The organism is Synechococcus sp. A15-44, assembly GCF_014280115.1.
Lineage (GTDB): Bacteria > Cyanobacteriota > Cyanobacteriia > PCC-6307 > Cyanobiaceae > Parasynechococcus.
Genome location: NZ_CP047938.1, coordinates 1,954,609 through 1,980,024, shown reverse-complemented (window position 1 = coordinate 1,980,024; position 25,416 = coordinate 1,954,609). Strand labels below are relative to the sequence as shown.

Here is a 25,416-nt window from a genome sequence, read left to right as displayed (position 1 = left end):
GTTTTTTAAGGAAGCTGCGTCAAAGCACTTCAGGGCGCAACCGGCTGGGCCGATAAGAGATCAGAAAGGCCTGTTGGTCGGCATTGTCTGACTTCACAGCCGTAATCAGGTCTTCGCCGGTGTTCCAGACCCAGACCTGGTCGTTATGGCTGTCGTGGTCAAGGCTCGTGCTTAGCGGCGGCCCATGTTGAGCGCGCAGGCCCGCAAGCACCTCCGTCATGTCATCGATGGCGAACTCGTATGCCAGGTTCGTCAGCCCTTGTTCTGGGTCGACTTCAAACGTGGCCTGTGAAACGGGGAGTCGATCCAGAAAAACATCTCGCTTGACGTAGCGACCGGCCTGCTTTTCGTGCATGTCGTGGCCTTCACCCAGATGGATCGCAACTTGTTCGAACGGCATGCCCCAAGCCAGACCTTCGACGCAGGCGTCAACGCGGCTAGCGCCGCAGACCAACAGCAGCCCGATACACGCCGTGATCAGAAGGTTCTGGAACTGTTGCAGCACCTTCATGCGGTGATCAATATCTGTTGAGATTTTGTAGGTTCGTGGGTCTTTTGCCCACCACTTGTTGTGAGGGCAAGACCGAAGCCGATCAGCCCAGCTTCGGGTGCATCCCGAGCCACTCGCAGCAGTAGCCCAGCCTCAAGACCAAACCGATCAAGACCGCAGAGGCTGCTGCCAAAAAGGCGATCCCCATAGTGAGCTGCCGGTTCTTCTCGTCCTGCGCCGATCGGACCATCCAGAGGAGGTAAGTCTTGATACTTACCCACGTTTCTGTCGCTTTTGCAAGGCGCAGCCCAACTCCAGCAGCCAGTCCCGCTTTTCTCCCTGGACGGCTTCGACGCGTGACTTAGGGGGCAGGAGCAGCGCTCAAGCGCTGGCTCGATGCACACGTCTCTGTGATGGATGGGGTTGTTTCAGCCTGTTTCGAGGCGAATGTTCCCCACCACGCAGGTCTTGTTGATCAGTGATGTCCGTGCTGCTCCGCTTCCTCGTGTTTGGCGCAGACCATCCACATGGACCCCATTTGATGTGCTCCCTTGCATCCGAAGCCTGAAGCTGCTGCCTCTGCCTCCTGCTGGGTCTTGAACATCGCCTGTTTCGGCTGACCACCGTGGGGGTTGGCGAAGGCTGAACCTGCGGACATCACCAAGATCGAGCTGAACCAAAGAGCTGCGCGCTTCATCGGTTGGTCGAATTCAACGCTCATTATGTAATTGAAGACAGCAGTGCGCCGCAGAGGTTGTTGTGCCTCCAGCAACGGAGCAAAAGGGATGCCGTGTCTCGTTCAATCCAGGGCCACCCTTCAGCTCCGGCCGCTTCTATGGCCTGAATCGACGGTCCTTGAAGAATCTTGTCCTCTGCTGTACGTCGCGGAGCTTCAGTCGCAAAATCATGAGTCAAGAGACCTATGTATGTATGCGTCACCTTTTTTCTCTCGCGCTGGCCGCTTTGATCGCTCTTGTTGCCCCATCCATGGCATCCGCTGCTGATGCAGCGCATGGCGAGCAGATCTTCTCTGCCAACTGCGCTGCATGTCATATGGGTGGAGGCAACGTTGTTAACGGTCAACGCACGCTCCAACAAGACGATCTCAAGGCTTACCTCGCCAACTACAACGAAGGCCATGAAGAGGCCATCACTTACCAGGTGACCAACGGCAAAAACGGCATGCCTGCATTCGGAGCCAAGCTCAGCGCAGATGACATTGCGGATGTAGCCGCCTACGTGGAATCCCAATCGATCAACGGCTGGGCCTGATTGCCAACTATTCGGTTTTTTTGTAGAAAAGATCTTCGAAATGTGCTCCTGATTGTTCAGCATTCAGGAGCTTTTCTTTTGGTTGGTATCACTTGCTGAAGCGATCTGTAGTGTGAGTGCTCTGGTTTCAGCGGGGATCAGCCGCTGAAGGAAACGGGGAAAGAGCAGTAAAAATCTGCCGCTGTCCCGCAGCTGTGAAACGTCGGCTCTCCGCCCACGTCAGTCAGAACGCCCGCCAGGATTCCAAACGACGCGGATCGTATGAATGCATTGACGAAAGCCAGCCCCATGCTGCGGGCTGGTGTGATCTCCATTGCGGGATTGCTCACCCTTTCCCTGTTCACTCCTGCCCATGCCCATCACCCCTTTGGCATGGGCGACAGCGCTGCCCTCACCCCCCTGCAGGGATGCTCAGTGGCATTGGTCACCCGCTGCTGGGTCCCGACCATCTCCTGTTTCTGCTGGCCATCGCCTTCATTGGCCTGCAACGTCCCCGCGCCTGGGTGATTCCTCTGCTGGCTGCAGGCCTGGGCGGCAGTGTTCTGTCCCAGTTCATCCCCCTGCCGGATGCCGTGGCTCCCTGGGCGGAGGCCATGGTCTCCCTCAGCCTGGTGGTGGAGGGTTTGATGGCCCTCACCGTGGCCTCCACCCGTTGGTTGCTGCCGCTGGTGGCCCTGCATGGTTTTCTGCTGGGCAGCACCATCGTTGGTGCGGAACCCACCCCGCTGTTCACCTATTTCCTGGGCCTGCTGATTGGCCAAGGCGCGCTGCTGCTGGTGGTGACCAGCTGGTCCCAGTCCTTGCTGCAGCGCATCGGTGCCTAGGGGCAACGCCTTGGTGCCGGCATCTGGATGGGCATCGGCATGGCCTTTGCCTGGGTGGCCCTGATCGATTGATTACGAGCACGCCGTTTCACAGCTGCTGACACCAGGGATCACCTCTGGGGTTTTTCTTTTCCGGATGATCCAGGTTGTTCAGCACTCGGGTTTTCCTGCCGACCCTCTTTGCTTCCGCATAAGCGACCTCCAAAGATCCTGCTGTCGTGTGGAGGTGCCATTCCATGAAGGGGTTCAGTTCTTGGATTCGGAACTGCTCTCCTGCCATCCCTCAGTCGCCCTCCATAACTTTCTCCACCACTGCATCCTTCACCCTGTCCTGAAAGGTCTTGCCGTCTTGCTCAGGGGCAATCGCATTGGCAGTCGGCTAGGGGCGGTAGAAAAGTTATAAGTGGGGATGACGGATCCACCTCCTAAGAGGTTGGCAAAACGAGGAAAGTGCGGTGAGGGAGTCCCCAAGTCCGCCGCTGTCCCGCAACTGTGATGGGGTTCGCCCCTCAGTCAGAGCACTCGCCGTCTCCAATCCCATTCGTTCTCGGCGAGGACCGAAGCATTCCATGAAACGTTCCCTTTTCCCCCTGGTTGCCCTGACCGCTGGATCCGCTGTGGTACTTGGCACCCATCCCGCTCTTGCTCATGGCACTGCTGGTGGTGGTGCTCTTAGCGGTCTGACCCACCCACTGCTGGGGTTAGATCACCTGCTAATGCTGATGGCAGTTGGCACTGCTGCGTCCTTCATCTCCTCCCAACTGCTGCTGTGGGCACTGGGCGGGGCAGTAATCGGTGCTGTTTTGGGATTCACAGGATTCACCGTCACCTCTGCGGAAGTGCTTGCGGCACTGGCGATCTCAGCGGTAGGTGCGTTGATCCTGGTAGCGGGCAAAGTCGCCAAGACCTCCAACCTCACCGCCATCAGCGGGGTGGTGGTCGCAGGAGGGATCGCTATTCACGCCATGCTCCATGGACTGGAGGCACCCAAGGACAGCAGCACCCTGATCTGGTGGAGCGGTGCTCTGCTGAGTTCAGTGCTGGTGTGCGGCGGTTCCTATCTGCTTCTCAAGAAACTGCCCACATCGGTCAGCAAGGCGGCAGCAGTTGCCTTTCTTGCCATCGGTGGGTTGCTTGCCTTTGGTCCGTTGGGTCTGCTGGCGGGTGGCGCTGGGGCATGACCCTGAACTGCTGAGATCGCCAGTGCCGCCAGCATTTTTGACGCATTAGTCCCCTTCAGTGGCGGCATTCCCTGCCGCCTTTTTTATTGCTTACGGGCAACCGAACCTTGATAGGTGCCCACTACCTCTCCCGACGGTTCTCCTGTTCCTGACAGCGGAACACTTGGAAGAGGTTGGTTGGGAGGTGCCATTCCATGAAGGGGTTCAGTTCTTGGATTCGGAACTGCTCTCCTGCCATCCCTCAGTCGCCCTCCATAACTTTCTCCACCACTGCATCCTTCACCCTGTCCTGAAAGGTCTTGCCGTCTTGCTCAAGGGCAATCGCATTGGCAGTCGGCAAGCAAGCGCCCCGTTGAGGGGCATTTTTTTGAATAAACAGTGCAGTTATCCAGCCCATCTGCTTTCGCCGCGTCAGCGCCCAGAGCTTCAAGCCCAAGCTGGCTTAGGGCACCGCTCTGGAAGCTCAGACCATTCGGCGTATTCCTCAACCGGTTGTCCCGCATAGACGCATTGCCGGCAGTACTCGACCTTCCGTTCTAAGAACTCCATTTCTCGCTTCAAGGCGATCAGATTCGGGGCCTTGACCTCCTCTGCTGCCCGGAACCGATAAACGGCGTGCGTGAATTCCTCCTGAGCATCACGGAGCTTGTGCTCTGAGGTGAATGAGTCGAAGTTCTTGCGGAGTGACATGGATGGCTTGGACCTGAGATGGTCGATGTCGGCTTGGGGAATGCTTATCCCCCACATGTTCGCTTGGGATCCATTGCCGCGCAGTCAGTCTGACTGCCTTGCTATGCGACCGGTTCCCCCACAAATTCACCCATGACAAGGAAGGGACTTCGAGGCACAATGGAAGCTCCCTAGGTGTTCAGTCTCAGCAGGTTGTTCAGTAGCCAATGAGGTGTGAGGCCGTTACGGGTTGAGGTGCGACCCACCAACCCAGACCTCACGCCCCATGCATAGCCATCCCAATGCCCGGCTGACACAGAAGAGCCGGCTCAGGCTCGTCAATCAACACCTCCAAGACCGTCGTCCCCTGGCTGAACTGGCTGCAGAAGCAGGGATCAGCCTCCGCTGTGCCTACAAGTGGCTGGCCCGCTACCGCTCAGGCGGTGCACCTTCTCTGGCGGATCGACGCAGTGTTCGCCGCACCCAGCGGCGGACGTTCGATCCGCAGCAACTGCAGCACGCCGTGGAGCTCCGTCATCAACGGCTGCACCTGCGCCACATCGCGAGGCTTCTAGCAGCACCTTTCTCCACCGTGGCCAGGGTGCTCAACCGCCTGGGACTGGGGCGGCTGCGGAATCTCGAGCCCAAACCATCAGTCCAGCGCTACGAGCGGGAGCATCCCGGAGACCTGATCCATATCGACGTCAAAAAGCTCGCCCGCTTTCGAAAGGTCGGCCACCGCATCACCGGCAACCGCCAGCAGTGCCGCTCTACTGGCGTCGGCTACGACCGTGTCCACGTCGCCATTGATGACGCCACACGGCTTGCTTACGTCGAGGTGCTCGCCGACGAGCAGCAGGCAACGGCCATTGGCTTTATGAGCCGAGTTTTGGCTTGGTTCAACAGTCAGGGCGTCGAGTGCAGGCAGGTCATGTCTGACAACGGCCCCGCCTATGTCTCACGCAGCTTTGCCAAGGCCTGCAAAGCCCTTGGCCTCAAGCACATCCGCACCAGGCCCTACACCCCGAGGACCAACGGCAAAGCCGAACGGTTCATCCAGACCTTGTGCCGGGAATGGGCCTACGGGATGCCGTTCCAGAACTCAGAGGAACGCAATCAGTGGCTGCCTCGCTACCTGTCGATCTATAACCGTCTCAGGAAGCACACAGCACTCGGCGACCGATCACCTCAGCAGCGGCTCAACGAGCTGCTCCGCTGATCAACGTGGTGAGACACAACACCTAGGGATGCACTTCCCAGTGGTGGTCTTTGATTTGGCCAGATTTGGGATCTTCTGAGAACTCCTAAATCAGGTTTTCAACGGAGAGGAAAACTTTCTGAATCCGTAACAACACCCACATTCAGCCGTCACCGCGCTCTTGTTCTGTGTGATCACAAGAGTGGGTCTCACACCATGCCCTCAGCTGCGCGCCTTCAGGCTTATCAGCAGATTCAGCAACGCCAACCGGTTGCCGTGGAGGCCTCCCAGCCCCTCGCTACCACCTGGGCCGACGATGTGTTCACCCTGGAGCGGATGAAGGGTGCCCTGCCCAAGGCCGTGTTCAAGTCGATCCAGCGTTCGATCCGTCAGGGCAGCAAACTCGATCTCTCCGTGGCCGATGCCGTCGCCCAGTCGATGAAGGAATGGGCCACCGCCCACGGGGCGCTGTATTACGCCCACGTATTTTACCCGCTCACCAATCTCACCGCGGAGAAACACGACGGATTCATTTCACCGCAATCGGATGGTTCGGCGATCAGCGAATTCTCCGGCAAGTTTCTGGTGCAGGGCGAACCGGATGGGTCGTCGTTTCCCAATGGCGGCATTCGCTCCACCTTTGAAGCCCGCGGTTACACCGCCTGGGATGTCACCAGCCCCGCCTATCTGATGCGCACACCGAATGGGGTGACGCTCTGCATTCCCACCGTGTTCGTGAGCTGGACCGGGGAAGCTCTCGACAAAAAAACACCCCTGCTGCGCTCCAATGCGGCGATGGATCAGCAGGCGCGCCGGCTTCTGCAGCTGCTGGGCGAAACCGAGATCGCACCGGTGAATTCCAGCTGCGGTGCGGAGCAGGAGTATTTCCTGGTTGACGAAGCCTTTGCCGCCCTGCGCCCCGACCTGCGCCTCGCCGGACGCACCCTCTACGGCGCTCCGCCAGCGAAAGGGCAGCAGTTTGACGACCACTATTTCGGGGCGATCCCGGAGCGGGTGCAGGTGTTCATGCAAGACGTGGAGCAACAGCTCTATCGCCTCGGCATCCCGGCCAAAACCCGTCACAACGAGGTAGCGCCGGGGCAATTTGAAATCGCGCCGTTCCACGAAGCGGCGAATGTGGCGACCGATCACCAGCAGCTGATCATGACCGTGCTGCGCAGCACGGCCAAACGCCATGGCTTCACCTGCCTGCTGCACGAAAAACCGTTTGCGGGCGTGAACGGCAGTGGCAAACACGTGAACTGGTCGGTGGGGAACACCACCCAGGGCAACCTGCTCGACCCCGGCGACACCCCGCATCAGAACCTGCAGTTTCTGCTCTTCTGCGCCGCGGTGATCCGGGGTGTCCACCGCTTCGGCCCCCTGATGCGTACGGCGATCGCCACCGCCAGCAACGATCACCGCCTCGGTGCCAACGAGGCCCCGCCGGCGATCATTTCGGTGTATCTCGGCAGCCAGCTCGAGGATGTGTTCTCCCAGATCCAGAGCGGCTCTCTCAGCGGCTCGGCGAGCAAGGCGCTGATGTCGCTGGGGATCGACACCCTGCCCGAACTCAATCGCGATCCGGGCGATCGCAACCGCACCTCCCCTTTTGCCTTCACCGGCAACCGCTTCGAATTCCGCGCCGTTGGCTCCGGCCAGTCCGTGGCCGGCCCCTTGGTGGTGCTGAACACGATCCTGGCCGATTCGATCGTCTGGGTGGCCGACCAGCTGGAGGATGGGCTCAAGGCCGGCTCCTCCCTGGAGGAAGCGGGCTTCCAGGTGATCAAACGCACCATGGATGATCACGGTGCCGTGGTGTTCGGCGGCGATGGCTACTCAAGCGAATGGCATCACAAAGCCGTGGAGGAACGCGGGCTGGAGAACCTGCGCACCACCGCCGATGCCCTGCCTGTGCTGCATCGCCCCGAGATCCGCGAGCTGTTCGAGCGGCAGGGGGTGCTGAGCCCGGTGGAGCTCGAAAGCCGCTTTGAGGTCTATGCCGAGCAATACGTGCTGGCGATCGAAGTGGAGGCCCGGCTGGCGTTGCGTCTCGCCCGCACCCAGGTTTTGCCGGCGGTGATGGCCTATCAACGCACGCTCACGGAAGTGATGCTGGAGCAGAAGCACCTGCGCCAACCGGTCACACCGGAGATCCCGGCAACGATCGCCGAGGGGATCGGCATCGTGAGCAGCCGATCCACCGACCTCGAGCGGGCGATCAAGAGCCTGCCCGAAAGCGATCCCGTCGCCCAGATGCGCTACTGCGCCGAAACCCTGCTGCCCCTGATGCAGGTACTGCGCGGTGCGGTGGATGGCCTGGAAGAGCTAGTGGATGACAACCTCTGGCCCCTTCCCACCTACGAAGAGATGCTCTTCATGCGCTGAGTCGAACCCCGCACCCTTCTGGAGCCAGTCCATGCCGACATCGGAAGCCAACGCCGGCGCCCCGCGCCCTGGCGACACGCTGGAGGACACCTCCCTGGCCGAGGGAATGCGCCGGCACCTCTTCTTCAGTCAGGCGAAATCCCCCTCCCTGGCCACGCGCCATGACCATTTCATGGCCCTCTCTCTTGCGGTGCGTGACCGGCTGCTGAGCCACTGGGTGCACACGGCGGAGCTCTACACCCAACGGGGCGTCCGCACCGCCGCCTATCTGTCGGCGGAATATCTGCTCGGCCCCCACCTGGAGAACAACCTGCTCAACCTTGGGCTGCGCGCCGAGGCGGAGGAGGCTTGCCGCACGTTTGGCCTCGAGCTGCAGGATCTGGTGCGCTGCGAACCGGAGCCAGGGCTCGGCAACGGTGGACTCGGTCGCCTGGCTGCCTGTTTCCAGGAGTCGCTCGCCACCCTGGAGTTGCCGGCGATCGGCTACGGCATCCGCTACGAATTCGGCATCTTCCACCAAACGATCGGTCCTGAAGGGCAGCAGGAAAGCACTGATGCCTGGTTGCGTCAGGGCAATCCCTGGGAGGTGATCCGCCCGGAATGGCGTTACCCCGTGCAGATCGGCGAGCACACCGTGATCGGGGTGGCCTACGACACGCCGATCACCGGTTACGGCGTGCGCACGGCGAACACCCTGCGCCTCTGGTCGGCGATGGCGGCCGAGGATTTCGACTTCGCCTCCTTCAATGCCGGGGATTACGCCCGGGCGGTGGTCGCCAAAACGCGCAGCGAAACCCTGAGCAAGGTGCTCTACCCCAACGATGAGCTGGATCAGGGCAAGCGCCTGCGCCTGAGCCAGCAGATCTTCTTCGTGTCCTGTTCACTGCAGGACATGCTGCGCATCCTGCGCGGTCAGGGGTTGCCGGTGACTGCCTTCGCCGACAAATTTGCGATTCAGCTGAATGACACGCACCCGGCCATCGCCGTGGCCGAATTGATGCGTCTCCTGATCGATCAGGAGAAACTCGACTGGGAGGTGGCATGGTCGATCACCAGCGCCAGCCTTAGCTACACCAACCACACCCTGCTGCCGGAAGCCCTGGAAAGCTGGGACGTGAGCCTGTTTCAGCGGCTTCTGCCCCGACAGCTCGAGATCATCTACGAGATCAATGCGCGCTTCCTGCGCCTGGTGCGCCTGCGCTACCCCGGGGACCCGGAGCGCCTGGAACGCCTCTCCCTGATCCAGGAAACTCCGCAACGGCGCGTGCGTATGGCGCACCTCGCCGTGGTGGGAAGCCACCACACCAATGGTGTCGCCGATCTGCACAGCCGACTGCTGCGGGAGCAGGTGCTCAGCGACTTCGCAGACCTATGGCCGGAACGCTTCACCAACGTCACCAACGGCGTGACGCCCCGCCGTTGGATGGCACTGGCCAATCCAGGCCTGGCCCGGCTGCTAGATGAGGCGATCGGCTCCGAATGGCGACGGGATCTGGAGGCTCTGCACAGACTCGAGCCCCTGCTGGACGATGCCGCGTTTCGGCAACGTTGGCAGCAGATCCGTGCGGGCAACCGGCAGCGGCTCGCCAGCCACATCCGCGACCAGCTGGGGGTGATGGTGGATCCCGGGTCGTTGTTTGATGTGCAGGTGAAGCGCATTCACGAATACAAGCGCCAACATCTCGCGGCACTGGAGGTGATCCAGCGCTACCTACGCCTGAAGAACGGCGAGGATCTGCCGCCCCGCACCGTGATCTTCGGGGGGAAGGCGGCGCCGGGCTACGCCATGGCCAAACTGATCATCCGCCTGATCGTTGGCATCGCCGACACGGTGGCGATGGATCCGGATGTGCGCGGCCGACTGCGGGTGGTGTTTCTGCCCAACTTCTGCGTCAGCCTCGGCCAGCTGGTTTATCCAGCCGTGGATCTCTCCGAGCAGATCTCCACCGCGGGCAAGGAGGCCTCAGGCACGGGCAACATGAAGATGGCCCTGAACGGAGCCCTCACGATCGGCACCCTCGATGGGGCCAATGTGGAGATCCGCGAGCGCGTGGGTGCTGAACACTTTGTCCTGTTCGGGCACACGGCGGAGCAGGTGCGACATCTGCGCCAGAACGGCTATCACCCCAGCGACTGGCTGGGCCGCAACCCGGCGCTCCATGAGGCCCTGGACCTGATCGGCAGCGGCCATTTCAGCGAAGGCGACCGCCAGTTGTTCCATCCTCTGCTCGACAACCTGCGCCATCACGATCCCTTCCAGGTGATCGCCGATGCGGCGGACTACAGCCGTGGCCAGCAGGAGGTGGATCGCGTCTGGCAACACCCCGACCAATGGACCCGGTCCTCAGTGATCAACACGATGCGCTGCGGCTTCTTCAGCAGCGACCGGGCGATTCGCGAGTATGCCGAACGCATCTGGAACCTTCCCGCCCAGAGCCTCACTCAGGCGGGGGGCTCATCGGAACTGTGACCGGTGAGCAGATCCGGGGGGAGCCCGCCGAAGGCAAGTGACAGGTTCTCCGGCGTGAACACCTCCGAGGTCTCGCCGTAGGCCAGCACGGTCTTGTTGATCAACACCACCAGGTCACAGAAATCGCGCACATGGCTGAGGTCATGGGTGGAGATCAGGATCGTGTGCCCCTCGCGGCGGAACTGAAGAAACAACTCAGCCATCAGCTTCTCGGTGCGCACATCCACCCCGTTGAAGGGCTCATCCAGCAACACCACCGAGGAAACACGCGCCTGGGCGACGGCCGTGCTGCACGGCCTGGACTTTGACGACCTCGATGGTGGAACCGATCCGGCCAGCGACTATCGCTCAATGCTGCACGGCGACAAGCCCTTGGTACGCGGCTTCCAAGACCCCGCCGACGAGCAGAGCTTCCTCGTTGAGACCCTGCGCCAGTTACGCAACGAGCAGCAGTCTTTGGCTTCCACCTGCGTAGCAGCACGCACCAATAGAGCTGTTGAAAAGCTCAACACGCTGCTCCAGGGGGAGGGATTCGACACCCGTGTGATCAACGCCGACGAATCCGACGACCCGAGCGATCCGTCGCTCAGGCTGGCCACGATGCATCGGGTCAAAGGCTTGGAGTTTGACCAGGTGTTCTTGCCGGGGCTTACCGCTGATCAGCTGCCGCTTCGCTCGGTGCTGGATGGCTGCCCGGATGAGCTCTCCAGAGAGCTATTTGAGCAGCGGGAACGATCCCTGCTTCACGTGTCGGCAACGCGAGCCAAGAAGCGTGTGGTGGTGTGTTTCAGCGGAAAGCCGTCGCCGTTCATTGATAAATGAAGGAGGCGAGGATGCACTTTGGGTCCTTCCCAAGGGACAAGCATGAGGGTCCGTGAGCGCTCAGGATTTGGCCAACGTCAAGGCGGCATTCATGGTTCACCATGACTCCAGCGCCTCCGAAACACCCTGCAGCAGCTGGGCTCTGGCGTCGGCTGATGTACTCCACCCCAGCGCCTGCCCGCTGAGCCGTGGCGCCAAGGCCAGAAACTGATCACGGACACGCCGGGCGCGATCCACAACGCGGGACCAGCCGGCCATCGGCATCCACAGGGGTGAGTTGCAGTTCGGCCTGCTGGCGCAGCTCATGTAGGGCCTCTCCATTCAGACCGGTGATAGCGGTGCCACCAGGAACAGCTGCGAGTTCCTCAATTGAGGTGATGCCGGCAGCGCGGAGCTTCTGGCGCTGGCTCTGGCGCATGCCCGCCACCAGCATCAGATCGCGCGCTTCTTCGAGCCGTTGTTCGATGAACGTCGACCAGCCGCCGTGATCGCCCGGTGCATCTTCGGGAATCACCGCTGGATCGAAGCTCTCGCGGAATTGGCGGTAGCGCTGCCTCAGCAGTTGGTACCAAGCCCAGAACTGATCGGTGCCATAGGGCTGGTACTTGCCGCCGCCCAGGTAGAGCTCGAACTGATCCGGGCGATGCCCCAGCAATGGAGTGAGCAGTTCGCAGTAGGCCGAAGCCTGCACCAGGAAGGTGGTTTTCGGTTTGCTGGCGAGCTTGCACTCGATCGGGATGTAGCTCCATTCCCCCATCAGCGAGGGGCGATCAATGCGCCTTAGGAGGTCGGCACTGCCGCGCATTTCCTCGTTACGTAGCGAGGCCTGGTGGATGAACTCCACCCCTCGGGCCATCGCTTCACGGGTTGCGGCATAGTCGGCTTCGGTTTGTTTGCCGGGCAGCCGGGCAATGCTGTGGCCTGCCTTCTCCAGCTTGGTGAGCAGCACCTGCTCGTGACGCAGGCCATCGGCAAACAGCTGCTGATCCAGCTCACTCACCGCTGGCTTGCTGCCGTCAAACAGCTTCTGCGCCTGCAGCTCTTCCCACCAGGCCCCGATCACTGGGTTGATGCTGAACAGCGACAGCTGGCTTGGTGTGATCATGCGGGAGGGCATGAACGTGCATGTTCCTCCTCACAATGCATCTGCCCCAGGGTGTTGTGCATCCCTCAACTGAGGGAATCAGCGCTGTTCAGCGTTCTCAACGTGGTTGCGACGCTCAACCCACAGCAGGATTTGCCAGCAGTCGATTCAGGTTCACGCCTGCATCAAAGGCAGCGCGATGCAGCTCCTGGCGTTGCTCTGCATCGAGGCCATCCCAGAAGGCATGGAGCAGATCCACCGAGGCCTTGCCCAGACCGACGAACCCGACCAAGGCGAGCGGGAAACCGAGCCAGGGGACAACCAGCAGAACGACGCTGAGCACCAGGCTGACCACAGCACCATGCTTGGCCGACTCCCAGACGCTGGCGGCGATGGCCTGCACCTGGGTTGGACGATCGATCTCGCCACGTTTGCGCAGGGCTTCTGTGCGCAGTGCTGTGAGCAGAGCCTGGTAGATCGCGTAGACCGCGATACCGCCGAGGGTGGATTCACCGATGAATTCGCGGCCGCTCCAGGCACCACCATTGCCGTTGATATCGATGGCAGCCAGGCCAGCTGCCGGCGCTACTTCCCAACGGGCCTTGGGAATCCTGTAGGGATCAATCTCGCGGCTCATGCTGACGAACGCGAATGGAGCTGAATTCCATTTTGCTCCCGCCGGCTTGGATGTGGCCAGTCGCCCTCAGGGGTTGATGTCGGTGGCCTCGAGCCGTTCCAGCAGCAGGTCGAGTTTGCGGTCCTGGCGCTCCAGCTGGTGCAGGAAGCCAGCACTGATCAGCGCCAGGATCACCAGCCAGACCGCTGAGGTGAGCCCCACCCACTGCAGGATCGATTGCTGAGGCAGGCCAGCTTGAAGTGGACCGTTGGAGGAGGTTGAACGGTCGTTGCTGAGCACCAGATCCAGCACCTTCTCAGCACTCACCGGCACCAATGCTGAACTGGCATCTGCATGGCCTCCTTCAGCAGCCAGTTGTTCACGGCAGCGCTGCAGGCCGCCGCCGGCCCAGAACAGCCCCCAGGCGCGGTTGTCCATCTGCAAGGCCACCCAACGGTTGGGCCGAGCGTCATTGCGGATCAGTTGCGCAGCCTTGGCCAGGCTCCAGCTGCGGCCTTCGGCGACGGAAGGGGCGGAATGCAGCAGCAAACGCCCCTGGGGATCACGGCTGTAGCCGCTGACCACCTCCAGCGAAAAGACATCGACGATCTGCACCCGTCCATGCAGGCGCGGGTGGGCCGGCTGTGCGGCACCCCAGCGTCCAGATGTGCACTGGCCGGTGACCAGAACACCAGGGAACCGCGCACCTTGCTGATGCAGGCGTTGGTGAGCAGGTTGACGGGCATGGCCTGGCCACCGTGAAGGGTTGGGGGATAAGTGTGCCTGCGGTGCTCTTGCGGGGGAACTTGCGCTCAGTCTTGCCAGACCATGCTCCAGGCTTGCCACATAGCTTGAGACCTCGACGACGTCGTCAAAAGGAACGCCGGGCGCTTCCTCCAGCTCGAACAGCAGCAGATCGGATAGCGACGACTGGGTGCCCTCAATCTGGGAGGAGAGCAGAGCCTCGCGCCGCACGTAGGAGTAGAGGAAAAGGTCGGGATCGGGCAGGAGGGAGGAAACACCATCCAGACGGCCACAGGCCAGCAGCGCCTGTTCGTGCAGAGCTTGAAGGGATCCAGCCAGCACTACCGGCGGATCAGGGGGGAGCGGTGCTGGTGGCTACGTAGTGGCCGGTGGCCTCACGCCGCACGGCAGAACCCCCTGAACGAACTTTGAATAGATGGTCAGCTTATTTAAAGAACTAGGCGTTTCCTTGAATAGCCGCCTGGTTAGGGCTCGTCTCTCGCCGCTCGCACCAGACGCTATTGCCCGCAGAACTGCTGATCTGTTGTTGATGCCATGGCCTTTCGTTTTCGCAAATCCGCGCGGCTGGGCCCCCTGCGGTTTCACGTCTCCAAAAACGGGCTGAGTTCGATCTCCGTGGGTGGCCGGGGTGCTGCCATCCAGAGAGCGTGCCGGAGACATCGGGACTACCGTTGGTGCACCGCCCATGCGGTCGGTGAATGCCGCTGCCCTCATAACCCCAGCCGATCGAGCGATTCAGGAGCCTGATGCTCCTTTCTCTGTCCGGCGCCGGCAACGTGGCGGCAGACGGGTTGTGGCGGTGAGCAGTTCTGTGAGCGCCGTGGATGCCCTGCGCTCCCGCATCCGGGCCCAAAGCAAAACGGTCGCTGATCACATCGCCACTGATGTTGAGGCCAAAGCCTTCATCGACGACTGGGCTACGCCTGAGCCCATCACGCGCTGAAAACCGGGGTGGAGCTCAAGGCCGGGCAGATTGTTGCCGTTGACTGGCGCAAGGAACCAGCCGACCCAGCCCAGGATCCCCAGCCTCCAGAGCCGAACAAGCTCCGGCCGGCTGTTGTGGTTCAGGACACCGATCTGTTCGATCCGGCGTACCCCACGGTGCTGGTTGTTCCGATGACAGGCGACTCAGCCTTGGCCATTCCCGATTTGACGGTGGTGCTGCAGCCATGCAGAACCAATGGCTGCAAAAAGCTGAGCTACTTGCTTCCGCAGCACCTGACCTGTGTGGCCAAGACACGCATCACCGCCGTTACCCAGTCAGAGATCACCCCAGCGGAATTGCAGCAGCTGCGCCAGTTGGTGGTGCTGACCATCGGAGGCTTCAGCTGAAGCGGTATGGCCTTTCGTTTCCGCAAATCCGCCCGATTGGGCCCCCTGCGGTTTCACTTCTCCAAGAACGGCCTGAGTTCGATCTCCGTGGGTGGCCGGGGTGCTTCCTTCAACATCCCGGTGAACCGCAGTGGCGGCAATCGCAGCACTGTGGGCCTGCCGGGCACCGGTCTGAGCTGGAGTGTGGAGCATGAGGCAGACGCTGCCAGGGGCCTGCCCAACAGCCGCCGTTTGAAGCCTGGCCAGCTGCAGCTGCTCAAACAGGAGTGCCTGCAGATCCTGCATCAGGAGCTGTTTGCGCCTGGCAACGATGCCCATCGGCTCTGGAGCGAGGGGCTGGTGAGCCAGTTGCTGCTGGATCCCCGCATGGGTGGACGCAATGCTGGCTTGCTGGCGGTGATCGAAACCCCGGAAGCGATGCAGGCCTATCTCGAGCGGGGCCGCAGCCAGGACGACGTCAAACGCCGCAGCCAGCGCTGCATTGAGGCCGCCGAGCTAGCGGCTCGGTGGCTGAATCGGTGATTTCAAACACTGCCGGCATGGGGGTGCTGCGCCATAAAGGTTGCAAGGGCGAGCCAAGCCCTGAGAACACGGACGGCGGCAGGCGTGAGATCCCTGCCGTTTTTGCTGCCTGGGCCTGTCGCCGGCGACACCCCACTCAAGCTGTCCCCGAATTAGACCGAATTGAGATGCATCAGATCAATGGGCTTCGCTGTTGCGCGCACGCCCCGTGGATCGTTGATCGAGCGGCTTGAGACAGGGGTTTATCGGATCTGCGATTGCGATCACCACTGCCGTGAAGTGCAGGGCCTGTGGCAAGCACGGGAGCTGGTGCGTGAACTGGAGCTGCAGCAGCAGCTGTTTGAGCCCCGCCCCATCGCGGGGGAGGAATGACGCTTGAGCAAGCGTCACATTTAATGGTTGTTTCGGGCACAGCTTTTCTGCCCTGTTCTGTGGATGCTGGACATGCGTTGGCCTGTTGAACGTCATGGCAGCACCGCGCCGCTACCGCCTGATTGACGCTGCCCTGCAGCCCCATCCCCATCTCGACGAGGAATACAGCTCCCTGCCGGACGCCCTCGAAACGGCGATCCATTGGAGTCGACTGCTGGCCTTTGATCCGATCCAGGCCTCGATTGGCGTGGAGGTCAGCACCGCCAGCGGCGGCTGGCGCACGTTGCAGAACCCCACCACGACGGCTGCCGTTGCCACCTCTTGTGTCGAACGCAGCAATCGCTGAATGCGTGATGCAGGAAGCAGTCAGCCCGGGTTGTGGTCCCGAACTGGTGGTGAACGGTGCTGATTTGCTTATTTGATCTGCATGATTCCTGAAATAAATTGCAGTTTGCGGGTCAAATTTCGCGCGCGCTGCAGTCTCTCCACAGAGTGATGGAGTGCTCGAGATGTTCACGGTTGAACGCCTCGTCGATCACGGATGGACCCGGGAATTTCGTTTCAAAACGGAATTCAAGGCCTTGATCAACGCCCGCTCCCAGTGCATGGCGACGGGGGACACCTATCGCGTGATCAGCAGTTTCCGCGAAGTGGCGTGTGTCATCACACGGGATGGCTTGACTGATGGTCTTGGTTGAGCCTTGAGCCGTTGGACATCCGCCGCTGGTGCAATGTGAGTGAATGCTCCGGTCGAGCTTGCATCGCAATCGCTGGTTGAGTTATCACCGGATTGCAGCAACTGTTGTGAAGCGTTCACCCCGCTTTCCGGGGCGCAGCTCGATCCAAGCCAGGGAACGGGGGCTTGGGCATTGAAGGAGCTGTGATGACAAGGTTGTATTGGAACGGCGTTGCCTTTGCACCGCTGAATAAGAGAGTCAGCGATCAGGCTGCTGTGGCCTTGGCCGAGCAGAACGCTGTAGCCGCGGCGAATGTCATTGCAATCGAGCGGTATCGGGGGCGCCGATATCTCCAGCGAAATGGCTTTGCTGTCTGTCGCTGAGCAGCAAAGCTGAGGTGGTTGGCCCAGTCCGCGGACCTTGCGAGTGAACTTTGCGCCCCTGCATCAGATGAGCGCAGACCAATCAGCCGCGTGTTCATTTACAGAACCCGATCCGCCCGATTTGCTGCAACAACGGTGCTGTCTGTCTGGATGTTGACGGACAGGCTTAGGTAGAAATGCCGCGGGTCTTGATTTGGTTGCAGCGATGACGGATGGATATTGATTGATTCAGTGATATAGCAATTGGCATCCTTAAGCAGGTCATGATTGCTGGTCCTTGCTGCCCAATTAGGTTCAGCTCTCCTGTGGATCTTCCCGAGTCACTGGATGATCTCTGCTTGACCGCTGCTGAAATTGAATGGCGGCGTTGGTCGGCTTGGCAGACGGAACGATCGCTGCGCAGGCGGCTTGAGAAGAAGCGCTATCGCTGATGGCAAGGAAGTGCTGTTCAGTCGGACCGCTTGCGCCAGAGGGGCCTGATCGAATCGTATTCATCGATCGGTCTGAATTGAGAACCGCTGCGATCAGTTGTGTTTTCTCGGCGGCGTTTGCCCGCCATCAGCTCCGCTTCGTGGGCAACATGTTCAAGCTGAGTTTTCAGTGTTTTTTGACGGCCTATTGAAACTTTTGTCATGATCATGAGTCGTTTGGTGGTAAGACTCTATGGACCGGGATGATGTCTTCGCGCTTTGATTGACTTAACTGTGCGGCTGTCAGTCTCAACGGATGTGATTGATCACTGATTGTTTGCGATGAATACTTTGCAGTCGTTGATCAGGCGGCAGAAGCAACGCATCTGCGACCTGGATGGTGCTGGAACGTCTGGCTGCACGTTCTGTTGATGAAATCAGTGCTCAGTAAAAAGCCCCTGCCGGCGGCAGGGGCTTGTGGTGATGGCTTGATCAAGCCTGGATCACTTGGCGTAGGAAACGCCGCGGTAGGTCAGAGCAGGCTTGTTGGAGGCGCCAGCCACTTTTTGCTGGTCGTACTTCTGGCCGCGATAGGTCAGGGTCATTTGTGGTTCCTCAGAAATCCAGGTCCCCGTTCCTTGGCCTGGTGATCTGCGCCTCGCAGGAGCGAGGTGAACGTTGTACGTAGCGGTTGCTACAGATCCTTTGTAGGGGGAGCGTCAACTCCAGTGTCGTTCAGGTGGATACACATCCTGATTTTGGTGTTGGCCGATGTTGTTGGGGCCGCCCTTGATCACCACGTCGCCAGTCGTGGGTCCATCCTCGACTCGGGCTAAAAGACGAACGGAATCATCCCTGGGGACAATTCCGTCAGAGGGGCCGGACCCATCCGTGGGTCAAGCTGCGCACTCTTCATCGTCACCCATATCAAATCCTGTATGGCCTCTGAGGTCGATATTCCTGCATCAAGACAAGCTGATTCACCACTGTTCCGTTGATGCACGTCAGCAGCGCGTTCGCCATCTCTGATCACGAATCCAGCAATCACTGAATGCGTTACGCAGGAAACATCCAGATCGCAATATCTCCGATTTGCTGCACCGAATTGCGCCATCAGCATGGCCTTTGAATCCGATCCAGTCCGCCCAGGTGCTCCCCAGCACCGCCATGGCTTTTCAAGTGCAAGCGACCTGGTGACCGTTCAGTTCTGGATGAATGGTTGCGCCCAGGTGGCCCAGGTTCACCCTCTGGGTTTGCAGCGCTATCGCCGCGAACTGCTTGCCACGGGTGCTGTTTTGCTCAATTGATCAGCATGATCCCGAGATCAACCTGAATCTTGCGGGTCAAATCTCCCTCGCTCTGCATCCTGGAAACAGAGCGGGGGAGTGATCAGGATGTACACGATCGAGCGCCTCGTCGATCAGGGATGGGCCAGGGAAATCAGCTTCAAAACGGAATTCAAGGCCTTTATCAATGCCCGCACCAAGTGCATGGCAACGGGCAAAACCTATCGCGTTATCAACAGCAATCGAACAGTGGTGTGTGTGATCACGTTGGATGATTGCAAGCGTCAGCTCCGGGCGATATCAGCCCCGGAGCCGATGGACGCATCCAGCGCAGACTCAATGGCTATAGAAGATCCATCTGCTGATCAGGCCGTTTGAGAATCTCAATGGTTTCTACTGCCACGAGCCTTGGCTGCTCATCAGCAGAGGCTTCGTAGCTGCCACTGACGCGGACGGTGCAGTTCAGAATCTCGCCCGCATGACCCTTGTGCCGATCGTCGTAGATGCAGCGAATACCACGCTGATACCGGGCTCCTCGGATCTCAAAGCGCAGAGCATCCAGGTCGATTTCCCGCACAACACCTTCAAAGGAATCTGTGCCACAGGAGCGTTTGCTGGATGGTTGCACGAGGGTCTGACTCAGAATCTCCCGGCTTTTCTTGGTGAGTGGCAACGGAGCAATCTTTTCTTCTCCGGGGCAGCTCAGAAACAGATCGGTGATGCCCTTGCTGCTTTTGGTCGGCGCCAGCTTGTGCGCAGCCAGCATCACGGTGTCCCGCACCGCCGGGTCAGGGAAGAGCGAATAGACCTCGTCGCTGACGCCCTCTACCTGGATCAACCTGGGAATGATCGGCAGGCTGCGTACTGCATCACGCACAGCCGCGTACAGCCCGTCGGTGACGCCTTCAAGCACAAGCTGCCCCTGGGAGTCGACCTCCCCAGGACGCGGCACCCGCATGCCAACAACGAGGCTGCCGTAGGCCAGGCCGGAGAGGTGCGGATCAAGATGCGTAGGCCAGCGCACCGTCCTGTCCTCCAGGCCGGCAATCGACTTGGCAATGTGCTGAATCTGGGTCCGCAGCCTGGAGAAGGCCCCTGTGTCAGCTGAACAACCTGGTGGGACTACACAACTAGAGCGCCGGCGCGAACGCCTGGAGAGCCGCCTCAAAGAAGAGCGGTTGCTGGTGGAGGGGCGCGGGGCCGAAGCGCGCCTGGGGCTTGACGCCAAGTTTCAACCCGGCGGGCTCAGCGACGACGACATCGACGACCTCTACGAAGAAGACACCGCCGGCAAGATCGAAAACACAGAAGAAGTCTTCACCGATAACGCCACCTCAGCCCAGACCCTCGCCGAGCTGGAGTTCGAGATCCAAACCCTCAAGGAGCTGGAGCAGCTGAGCCAGAAGGTGGTGGATCAGCGCACCGATGCCAAATGGCAGAAGCTCGATCGCATCCTCGATGACCCGCTGATGAATCAGGCCAATGGGGCGCGGCGCAAGTTGGTGCTGTGCACCGAGTTCAAAGACACGCTGATGGATCTGGCCGCTTCATGAACAACCCCGAGGTGGTGGTGCTCCTGGCGAACGCCGCCGCCGGGGAGGGCGTGAACCTGCAGCGGGCGCACCTGATGGTCAATTACGACCTGCCCTGGAATCCCAACCGGCTGGAGCAGCGCTTTGGCCGCATCCACCGAATCGGCCAGAAGGAGGTGTGTCATCTGTGGAACCTCCTGGCCAAAGACACCCGCGAGGGCGACGTCTACATCCAGCTGCTGCGCAAGCTTGAGGCCGCCCGCGAAGCCTTGGGCGACAAGCTGTTCGACGTGCTCGGCCAACTGTTCTCCGGCCGTTCGCTGCGGGAGTTGTTGATGGATGCGGTGCGCTACAACGCTCGCCCCGATGTGAAGGCCCAGCTGGAGCTGGAGATCGAGGGGGCTGTGGATCAGCACCACCTGGAAGAATTGCTGGCGCAGGGGGCCCTGGTACGCCAGGGCATGGATGCCGCCACGGTGGAGCAGTTGCGGCAGCAGATGGAGCGGGCGATGGCGCGCCGCATCCACCCGCACTACGTGCACGACTTCTTCATCGAAGCGTTCCGGCGCTTGGGCGGCAAGCTGAATCCCCGGGAGAAGGGGCGCTACGAGATCACCTATGTGCCGCCGTTGCTCCTCGATCGGAACCAACAGATCGGCGTGGGTGTGCCCGTGCAGGGCCGCTACGAGCGGATCTGCTTTGAAAAGGAGCATGTGGCCGACAGCCCACGGGCTGAATTGGTGAGCCCGGGCCATCCCCTGCTGGAGGCCTGCATCTCGCTGGTGGTTGAGCGCGATGGCTCCGTGCTCGGCCAGGGAGCAGTGCTCATCGATGAGCGCGACCTGGGCAGCGAACCGCGCCTGCTGTTCTGCCTGGAGCATGGCCTGCAAGACGGCCGCAAGACCCGCGCCGGCCAACAGCAACTGATCTCGAACCGTCTGCAGTTCCTGGAGATCAGCCGCTCCGGTGTGGTGAGCCCAGCCGGCTCTGCGCCCTATCTCGACTACCGCCCTCTGCGCGATGACGAGCAGGAGCTGGTGGCGCCCTTGCTGCAGGAGAGCTGGCTGTCGCAGGACTGGGATGCGCTGGTGCTCCAACACGCGATGACCACCCTCGTGCCCAGGCATCTGGAAGAAGTGTCGGCGGAACGGCTGGAGCGCATCGCCAAGGCTGAGCGGGAGATCAAGGCGCGCATGCAGCGGGAGATCAACCACTGGAGCCGCCGCTACGAAGAACTGAAGCTGCAGGAGCAGGCCGGAAAACAGGTGCGCCTCCCCGCCAAGGTGGCCAAAGACCGCGCCGAGGTGCTCACCAGCCGGCTCGAAAAACGGCTGGCCCAACTCCAGGCAGAAGCGCAGATCACTGCCAAGGTGCCCAACCTCAAGGGCGGCTCCCTGGTGATCCCGGCGGGCTGGTTGTTGGCGCAACAGGGACAGAGCGATCCCCAGGGAGTGGATGCAGCGGCGCGCAAACGGGTGGAACTGCTGGCGATGAACGCCGTGTTCGAGGCCGAGAAAGCGCTCGGCCGTATGCCCAAAGACGTGAGCGCCGAGCGAGGCCGGGGCTACGACATCGAATCGATCGATGCAGACGGCAACCTCTTCTTCATTGAGGTGAAGGGCCGCGCCGATGGCGCCGACACGGTGACGCTCACGATCAACGAGGTGAACACCGGCCGCAACGCTTCCGGCTCGCCCTGGTGAGTGTGGCCGGTGATCAAGCCGCAGCAGCGGTGTATGTGAGCGGGGTGGACTGGGGCCTACCCGGCTTTGGCGACACGCAGATCACCAAGAACCTGCAGCAGCTGCTCGCCGCAGGGAGGTCACCGCATTGACCATGCGTTGGACAAAGCCCCGGCTATGGCACCACCACACGCGGCGGCAGGTTGAGCTGGCGGATGCGCCTGGCAAAACCCCGATCGTCGAAGGAGGCAATCGTGTCGCAATTGCGGCAGGTGGCGTGATGCAGAGCGTCGGCGAAATCAAGACCGGCACGCACTCCCGCCACCGCCTGCTCCAGGGCGGGGCGATCCTCCACCTCCAGACAGGTGTGATGCAGCAGCTGATCCAACACCTGCAGCACCTGCTCCACCCCGAAGCCGTAGTACCCCCGCAGCACCCACTCCAGTTCCAGCGCCACGGTCTTGGGCAGAAACAGTTCCTGACCGGATTCGATCAGGTCGCGCGCGGCCTCACGCTGGCGCTGCGTTGCCGCATCGGCCTCCGCTTCCTCCACGAAGTAGCGGGCCAACACGTTGGTATCGAGCCCGATCATGGTCGCAGCAGGCTGGCCGGGTCGAAGTCGACCGGGACCGGTGGGCACTGGCTCTTGAGCAGGCCAAAGCCGCTGCCGTTCACCGGTTGCTGGGGCTTGCAGGGCCGCACCTCGATGTGGTCGCCCACCAGCTGGAAGCTGACGCGACTGCCCCGGGCCAGGCCCAGCTGCTGCCGCAATGCCTTGGGGATGGTGACCTGCCCCTTGCTGGTCATCGAACAGGTGCTGGAGGAATCCACGGACCAACCTTCAGTGGTATTACCTGGTAAGACTAGCTGGTGTGGCAGGCAGCGCCCTGTCCGCAGGAGGCCAATGAGCCAGAAGGCTTTCCCAATGAGCGAGCCCAACCCCCAGGAAGGCAACAGCCAGCAGGGCCTCGGCAGCCGCATCCGGGCCCATTTCGCTGAACTGGGCGGTGTGGAGCTCGATCTGCCGGAACGCATCCGCCCCTGCAGCAGCTGAGTTCGAGCCACGCTGAGAGCCAGGGCGATGCCGGTGATCGTTCTCGACACCAACGTGATCTCCGAGCTGATGCGCCCGCATCCGGATCAACGGGTTCTGGCCTGGGCCAACAGCCTCGATCCAGAGAGCGCAGCGATCACCGCCATGAACGAAGCGGAGATCCTGCATGGCCTGGCGCGCCTGCCGGACGGTCGCCGCAAGCAGGCGCTGCGCGAGAGCTGGGATGCACTGGCAGCCGAACTGTTCGCCGGCCGGGTGTGGGCCTTCACCAGCGAGGCCGCCCGTTGGTATGGCGAGCTGGTGAGCCACAGCGAACGCCTGGCCCGGCCGATCGCCACCGCCGATGCCGCCATCGCCCTGGCCCACGAAGCACCGCTGGTTACCCGTAACACCTCTGATTTCGCCGATCTCGGCCTGCAGCTGATCAATCCCTGGACCATCCCATGAGCGACCACCCCGTCAAACGCCGCAAGAAGCTGATTGAGGTCGCCATACCCCTTGAGGCGATCAATGCGGCGTCGGCGCGGGAGAAGAGCATCCGCCATGGGCACCCGAGCACCCTGCACCTGTGGTGGGCACGGCGGCCACTGGCAGCCGCTCGGGCAGTGATCTTCTGCCAGATGGTGGATGACCCATCGGCAGTGCCGGTGGAGTTCCCGACAGAAGAAGCGCAGGAGAACGAACGGCTGCGGCTGTTTGCTCTGATCAGTGAGCTGGTCACCTGGGAGAACACCACCAATGAAGAGGTGTTGAACCGGGCGCGGGGGGAGATCCGCCGCAGTTGGCGGCGCTGCTGTTCAGACAATGCCGATCACCCTGAAGCAGCGGAACTGTTCAACCCGGAGAAGCTGCCGGGCTTCCACGATCCCTTCGCGGGCGGCGGAGTCTTGCCCTTGGAAGCCCAGCGATTGGGCCTTGAGGCCTACGCCAGTGATCTGAACCCGGTGGCGGTGCTGATCAACAAGGCGATGATTGAAATCCCGCCACAGTTTGCGGGTATGCCGCCGGTGAACCCGGAGGCCCGCAGCAAGAAGCAGCTGATCGCCCGCGAATAGAAAGGCGCCGAAGGTTTGGCGGAAGACGTGCGCTACTACGGCCAGTGGATGCGTGATGAAGCAGAAAAGCGCATTGGCCACCTCTATCCCAAGATCAAGATCACTCCCGAAATGGTGGCGGCAAGGCCTGATCTCAGTCCTTATGCAGACCGGGAACTCACGGTGATTGCCTGGCTTTGGGCGCGAACAGTAAAAAGCCCAAATCCCGCTTTTTACATGTGGATGTTCCGCTGGCATCGACCTTCATGTTATCAACTAAAGCAGGCAAGGAGATATACGTAGTACCAATCGTTGCGGGGGATACTTATGGCTTCGAGGTTAGGTCCGGTGCGCCAGGGGGTGTAGAGAATGCAAGGAAAGGAACAAAGTCCTCGAGAGCCAACTTTTGCTGTCTGTTGTCGGGTGCACCGATTACAGGAGACTACCTGAAAGAAGAAGGCAATTCGGGAAGGATGGGAGCTTGGATGATGGCAGTAGCCGCGGCAGGCAAGCGGGGACGCGTCTATATGGCCCCCTCGCCTGACGACGAAGATATAGCCCGCAAGGCAAATCCAGCTTGGAAGCCAGATGTCATTATCTCTGGAACAACACAGTATCTAGGAGTGAAGCCTTATGGAATGGAAAGCTTTGGAGATCTGTTCACGGATCGCCAGCTTGAAGCGCTGAACACCTTTGCCGATCTGGTTCAAGAAGTTCGTGAGCATGTTAAAGCTGATTCTGCCAAAGCTGGACGCGCGAAAAACGAAAGCGCCCTCTGCGACAGCACCTGGATTGGCTCTTACGCAGATGCAGTTGCGACCGGATTAGCATTCGCAATAAGCCGATCTGTAGATCGTGGCTCCACAAGCTGCTCGTGGGATAGCTGTCCAAAAATGGAAGCCCTACGCAATATTTTTGGCCGCCAAGCAATACCGATGACCTGGGACTTCGCAGAAGGAAATCCTTTTTCTGAGTCAAGTGGAAACTGGATGAATAATATAGAGTGGGGTGCTAAATCCATACGGATGCTTCCGGCAAGAAAAAAAGGATTTAGCTGCCAAGATGACGCCTCTCGACAGAAGATCTCGATGGGCAAGATTGTGTCAACAGATCCGCCCTACTACGACAATATTCCTTATGCGGATCTCTCGGATTTCTTCTACGTATGGCTGCGCCGTTCACTCAAGTCTGTCTATCCCGAGCTATTCGCAACGCTTGCTGTTCCCAAGGCCGAGGAGCTAGTTGCATTTGCTTATAGGCATGACGGCAAGTCAGGAGCAGAAGACTTTTTCCTGAATGGCATGACCAATGCGATGCAGTGAATTGCAGGTCAGTCCCATACCGCTTTCCCTG

35 protein-coding genes, 3 pseudogenes and 2 riboswitches are annotated in these 25,416 nt (G+C 60.7%); of the genes and pseudogenes, 25 read left to right on the top strand and 13 right to left on the bottom strand.

The features are described from left to right. Nucleotides 1-19: 19 nt before the first annotated feature. A complete protein-coding gene (locus SynA1544_RS11055; protein WP_186513619.1) occupies nt 20-511 on the bottom strand; it encodes a hypothetical protein in 492 nt (163 codons plus the stop codon). 454 nt (nt 512-965) lie between these two features. Beyond that, nucleotides 966-1,262, bottom strand: coding sequence for a DUF3721 domain-containing protein (locus SynA1544_RS11050; RefSeq protein WP_255477608.1), 297 nt, complete (start codon nt 1,260-1,262; stop codon nt 966-968). A gap of 158 nt (nt 1,263-1,420) precedes the next feature. On the opposite strand from SynA1544_RS11050, the gene SynA1544_RS11045 reads away from it, so the two are divergent. Continuing rightward, nucleotides 1,421-1,762: a c-type cytochrome gene (locus SynA1544_RS11045; protein ID WP_186515561.1), complete on the top strand. Its 342-nt coding sequence runs from the start codon at nt 1,421-1,423 to the stop codon at nt 1,760-1,762. A gap of 105 nt (nt 1,763-1,867) precedes the next feature. Beyond that, nucleotides 1,868-2,017: riboswitch (cobalamin riboswitch) on the top strand. Nucleotides 2,018-2,023: 6 nt separating this feature from the next. Continuing rightward, nucleotides 2,024-2,658: pseudogene (locus tag SynA1544_RS11040) on the top strand (HupE/UreJ family protein). 16 nt (nt 2,659-2,674) lie between these two features. Here the strand turns inward: SynA1544_RS11040 and SynA1544_RS11035 are convergent. After that, on the bottom strand, nt 2,675-2,866 hold the full coding sequence (locus tag SynA1544_RS11035; RefSeq protein WP_186513617.1) for a hypothetical protein: 192 nt from the start codon (nt 2,864-2,866) through the stop codon (nt 2,675-2,677). Nucleotides 2,867-2,982: 116 nt separating this feature from the next. Beyond that, nucleotides 2,983-3,131, top strand: a riboswitch (cobalamin riboswitch). Between the two features lie 24 nt (nt 3,132-3,155). Here SynA1544_RS11035 and SynA1544_RS11030 point away from each other — a divergent pair. Continuing rightward, nucleotides 3,156-3,767, top strand: coding sequence for a HupE/UreJ family protein (locus SynA1544_RS11030; protein WP_186513615.1), 612 nt, complete (start codon nt 3,156-3,158; stop codon nt 3,765-3,767). A 241-nt stretch (nt 3,768-4,008) separates the two neighbouring features. Here the strand turns inward: SynA1544_RS11030 and SynA1544_RS11025 are convergent, their stop codons facing one another. Further along, nucleotides 4,009-4,203: a hypothetical protein gene (locus tag SynA1544_RS11025; RefSeq protein ID WP_186515616.1), complete on the bottom strand. Its 195-nt coding sequence runs from the start codon at nt 4,201-4,203 to the stop codon at nt 4,009-4,011. A 519-nt stretch (nt 4,204-4,722) separates the two neighbouring features. Between SynA1544_RS11025 and SynA1544_RS11020 the strand changes: the two genes are divergently transcribed. The 3 genes from SynA1544_RS11020 (at nt 4,723) to SynA1544_RS11010 (ending at nt 10,492) form a co-directional block, all read left to right on the top strand. After that, nucleotides 4,723-5,655, top strand: coding sequence for an IS481 family transposase (locus SynA1544_RS11020; RefSeq protein ID WP_186512980.1), 933 nt, complete (start codon nt 4,723-4,725; stop codon nt 5,653-5,655). Nucleotides 5,656-5,850: 195 nt separating this feature from the next. Continuing rightward, the gene (locus SynA1544_RS11015) at nt 5,851-8,022 is read left to right on the top strand and encodes a glutamine synthetase III (RefSeq protein ID WP_186513614.1); all 2,172 of its coding nucleotides are present in this window, start codon (nt 5,851-5,853) and stop codon (nt 8,020-8,022) included. A 31-nt stretch (nt 8,023-8,053) separates the two neighbouring features. Further along, nucleotides 8,054-10,492 carry a glycogen/starch/alpha-glucan phosphorylase gene (locus SynA1544_RS11010; protein WP_186513613.1) on the top strand — a complete coding sequence of 813 codons (2,439 nt, stop codon included), beginning with the start codon at nt 8,054-8,056 and terminating at the stop codon, nt 10,490-10,492. Here SynA1544_RS11010 and SynA1544_RS11005 read toward each other — a convergent pair. Next, a pseudogene (locus SynA1544_RS11005) lies at nt 10,465-10,749 on the bottom strand (manganese transporter); the annotation flags it as partial. The gene SynA1544_RS11010 and the pseudogene SynA1544_RS11005 sit on opposite strands and share 28 nt — an antisense overlap. A gap of 94 nt (nt 10,750-10,843) precedes the next feature. Here SynA1544_RS11005 and SynA1544_RS11000 point away from each other — a divergent pair. Then, the gene (locus SynA1544_RS11000; protein ID WP_255477796.1) at nt 10,844-11,314 is read left to right on the top strand and encodes a 3'-5' exonuclease; all 471 of its coding nucleotides are present in this window, start codon (nt 10,844-10,846) and stop codon (nt 11,312-11,314) included. A 52-nt stretch (nt 11,315-11,366) separates the two neighbouring features. Continuing rightward, on the top strand, nt 11,367-11,525 hold the full coding sequence (locus SynA1544_RS10995) for a hypothetical protein (RefSeq protein WP_186513612.1): 159 nt from the start codon (nt 11,367-11,369) through the stop codon (nt 11,523-11,525). Here SynA1544_RS10995 and SynA1544_RS10990 read toward each other — a convergent pair whose 3' ends face one another. From SynA1544_RS10990 to SynA1544_RS14895, 3 genes are all read right to left on the bottom strand, one after another. Next, entirely contained in the window at nt 11,526-12,431 is a 906-nt protein-coding gene (locus tag SynA1544_RS10990; RefSeq protein WP_255477607.1) for a hypothetical protein, read from the bottom strand. Nucleotides 12,432-12,534: 103 nt separating this feature from the next. Further along, nucleotides 12,535-13,035 carry a hypothetical protein gene (locus SynA1544_RS10985; RefSeq protein ID WP_186513611.1) on the bottom strand — a complete coding sequence of 167 codons (501 nt, stop codon included), beginning with the start codon at nt 13,033-13,035 and terminating at the stop codon, nt 12,535-12,537. Nucleotides 13,036-13,101: 66 nt separating this feature from the next. After that, the gene (locus tag SynA1544_RS14895) at nt 13,102-14,100 is read right to left on the bottom strand and encodes a Fic/DOC family N-terminal domain-containing protein (RefSeq protein WP_255477606.1); all 999 of its coding nucleotides are present in this window, start codon (nt 14,098-14,100) and stop codon (nt 13,102-13,104) included. A 213-nt stretch (nt 14,101-14,313) separates the two neighbouring features. On the opposite strand from SynA1544_RS14895, the pseudogene SynA1544_RS10975 reads away from it, so the two are divergent. From SynA1544_RS10975 to SynA1544_RS10945, 7 genes and pseudogenes are all read left to right on the top strand, one after another. Continuing rightward, nucleotides 14,314-14,382 (top strand): annotated as a pseudogene (locus tag SynA1544_RS10975) (DUF4236 domain-containing protein); the annotation flags it as partial. 25 nt (nt 14,383-14,407) lie between these two features. Next, the gene (locus SynA1544_RS10970) at nt 14,408-14,722 is read left to right on the top strand and encodes a hypothetical protein (RefSeq protein ID WP_186515615.1); all 315 of its coding nucleotides are present in this window, start codon (nt 14,408-14,410) and stop codon (nt 14,720-14,722) included. An 8-nt stretch (nt 14,723-14,730) separates the two neighbouring features. After that, a complete protein-coding gene (locus SynA1544_RS10965; protein ID WP_222930152.1) occupies nt 14,731-15,111 on the top strand; it encodes a type II toxin-antitoxin system PemK/MazF family toxin in 381 nt (126 codons plus the stop codon). 6 nt (nt 15,112-15,117) lie between these two features. Beyond that, nucleotides 15,118-15,633, top strand: a complete 516-nt coding sequence (locus SynA1544_RS10960) for a DUF4236 domain-containing protein (RefSeq protein ID WP_186513610.1) — start codon at nt 15,118-15,120, stop codon at nt 15,631-15,633. 180 nt (nt 15,634-15,813) lie between these two features. Continuing rightward, entirely contained in the window at nt 15,814-16,005 is a 192-nt protein-coding gene (locus SynA1544_RS10955; RefSeq protein WP_186513609.1) for a hypothetical protein, read from the top strand. A 94-nt stretch (nt 16,006-16,099) separates the two neighbouring features. Next, nucleotides 16,100-16,351, top strand: a complete 252-nt coding sequence (locus SynA1544_RS10950) for a hypothetical protein (RefSeq protein WP_186513608.1) — start codon at nt 16,100-16,102, stop codon at nt 16,349-16,351. Between the two features lie 163 nt (nt 16,352-16,514). Next, the gene (locus SynA1544_RS10945) at nt 16,515-16,703 is read left to right on the top strand and encodes a hypothetical protein (protein ID WP_186513607.1); all 189 of its coding nucleotides are present in this window, start codon (nt 16,515-16,517) and stop codon (nt 16,701-16,703) included. Nucleotides 16,704-17,513: 810 nt separating this feature from the next. On the opposite strand, the gene SynA1544_RS10940 is transcribed toward SynA1544_RS10945, so the two are convergent. Beyond that, the gene (locus SynA1544_RS10940) at nt 17,514-17,699 is read right to left on the bottom strand and encodes a hypothetical protein (RefSeq protein WP_186513606.1); all 186 of its coding nucleotides are present in this window, start codon (nt 17,697-17,699) and stop codon (nt 17,514-17,516) included. A gap of 279 nt (nt 17,700-17,978) precedes the next feature. Continuing rightward, entirely contained in the window at nt 17,979-18,080 is a 102-nt protein-coding gene (locus SynA1544_RS10935) for a DUF4278 domain-containing protein (RefSeq protein ID WP_186513604.1), read from the bottom strand. Between the two features lie 513 nt (nt 18,081-18,593). Between SynA1544_RS10935 and SynA1544_RS10930 the strand changes: the two genes are divergently transcribed. Both SynA1544_RS10930 and SynA1544_RS10925 read left to right on the top strand, forming a co-directional pair. Beyond that, nucleotides 18,594-18,782: a hypothetical protein gene (locus SynA1544_RS10930; RefSeq protein WP_186513602.1), complete on the top strand. Its 189-nt coding sequence runs from the start codon at nt 18,594-18,596 to the stop codon at nt 18,780-18,782. Between the two features lie 87 nt (nt 18,783-18,869). Beyond that, entirely contained in the window at nt 18,870-19,139 is a 270-nt protein-coding gene (locus tag SynA1544_RS10925; RefSeq protein WP_186513600.1) for a hypothetical protein, read from the top strand. On the opposite strand, the gene SynA1544_RS10920 is transcribed toward SynA1544_RS10925, so the two are convergent. Beyond that, complete coding sequence (locus tag SynA1544_RS10920) at nt 19,105-19,785, bottom strand: hypothetical protein (RefSeq protein ID WP_186513598.1); 681 nt, start codon at nt 19,783-19,785, stop codon at nt 19,105-19,107. The genes SynA1544_RS10925 and SynA1544_RS10920 overlap by 35 nt on opposite strands. 73 nt (nt 19,786-19,858) lie before the next feature. Between SynA1544_RS10920 and SynA1544_RS10915 the strand changes: the two genes are divergently transcribed. The 3 genes from SynA1544_RS10915 to SynA1544_RS14890 are packed head-to-tail and all read left to right on the top strand — an operon-like array spanning nt 19,859 to nt 22,127. Further along, a complete protein-coding gene (locus SynA1544_RS10915; protein WP_186513597.1) occupies nt 19,859-20,314 on the top strand; it encodes a hypothetical protein in 456 nt (151 codons plus the stop codon). Continuing rightward, nucleotides 20,311-21,996: a protein NO VEIN domain-containing protein gene (locus SynA1544_RS10910; RefSeq protein ID WP_186513596.1), complete on the top strand. Its 1,686-nt coding sequence runs from the start codon at nt 20,311-20,313 to the stop codon at nt 21,994-21,996. Before SynA1544_RS10915 ends, SynA1544_RS10910 begins: the two co-directional genes overlap by 4 nt. Next, entirely contained in the window at nt 21,993-22,127 is a 135-nt protein-coding gene (locus SynA1544_RS14890) for a hypothetical protein (RefSeq protein ID WP_255477605.1), read from the top strand. Before SynA1544_RS10910 ends, SynA1544_RS14890 begins: the two co-directional genes overlap by 4 nt. A 23-nt stretch (nt 22,128-22,150) precedes the next feature. Here the strand turns inward: SynA1544_RS14890 and SynA1544_RS10905 are convergent, their stop codons facing one another. Together SynA1544_RS10905 and SynA1544_RS10900 are read right to left on the bottom strand one after the other, a co-directional pair. Further along, nucleotides 22,151-22,567, bottom strand: coding sequence for a type II toxin-antitoxin system VapC family toxin (locus SynA1544_RS10905; RefSeq protein ID WP_186513595.1), 417 nt, complete (start codon nt 22,565-22,567; stop codon nt 22,151-22,153). Further along, a complete protein-coding gene (locus tag SynA1544_RS10900; RefSeq protein ID WP_222930150.1) occupies nt 22,564-22,806 on the bottom strand; it encodes an AbrB/MazE/SpoVT family DNA-binding domain-containing protein in 243 nt (80 codons plus the stop codon). Before SynA1544_RS10900 ends, SynA1544_RS10905 begins: the two co-directional genes overlap by 4 nt. A 94-nt stretch (nt 22,807-22,900) precedes the next feature. Between SynA1544_RS10900 and SynA1544_RS14885 the strand changes: the two genes are divergently transcribed. The 5 genes from SynA1544_RS14885 to SynA1544_RS14575 all read left to right on the top strand — a co-directional run bounded on the left by SynA1544_RS14885 (nt 22,901) and on the right by SynA1544_RS14575 (nt 25,385). Next, nucleotides 22,901-23,029 (top strand): hypothetical protein, encoded by a 129-nt coding sequence (locus SynA1544_RS14885; protein WP_255477604.1) that lies wholly within the window; start codon nt 22,901-22,903, stop codon nt 23,027-23,029. 27 nt (nt 23,030-23,056) lie between these two features. After that, a complete protein-coding gene (locus SynA1544_RS10890; RefSeq protein WP_255477603.1) occupies nt 23,057-23,476 on the top strand; it encodes a type II toxin-antitoxin system VapC family toxin in 420 nt (139 codons plus the stop codon). Then, entirely contained in the window at nt 23,473-24,084 is a 612-nt protein-coding gene (locus tag SynA1544_RS14585; protein ID WP_222930149.1) for a DUF1156 domain-containing protein, read from the top strand. Before SynA1544_RS10890 ends, SynA1544_RS14585 begins: the two co-directional genes overlap by 4 nt. 27 nt (nt 24,085-24,111) lie before the next feature. Further along, nucleotides 24,112-24,366 carry a hypothetical protein gene (locus SynA1544_RS14580; protein WP_222930148.1) on the top strand — a complete coding sequence of 85 codons (255 nt, stop codon included), beginning with the start codon at nt 24,112-24,114 and terminating at the stop codon, nt 24,364-24,366. Between the two features lie 113 nt (nt 24,367-24,479). Continuing rightward, nucleotides 24,480-25,385 carry a hypothetical protein gene (locus tag SynA1544_RS14575; protein ID WP_222930147.1) on the top strand — a complete coding sequence of 302 codons (906 nt, stop codon included), beginning with the start codon at nt 24,480-24,482 and terminating at the stop codon, nt 25,383-25,385. The last annotated feature ends 31 nt before the right edge of the window (nt 25,386-25,416 follow it).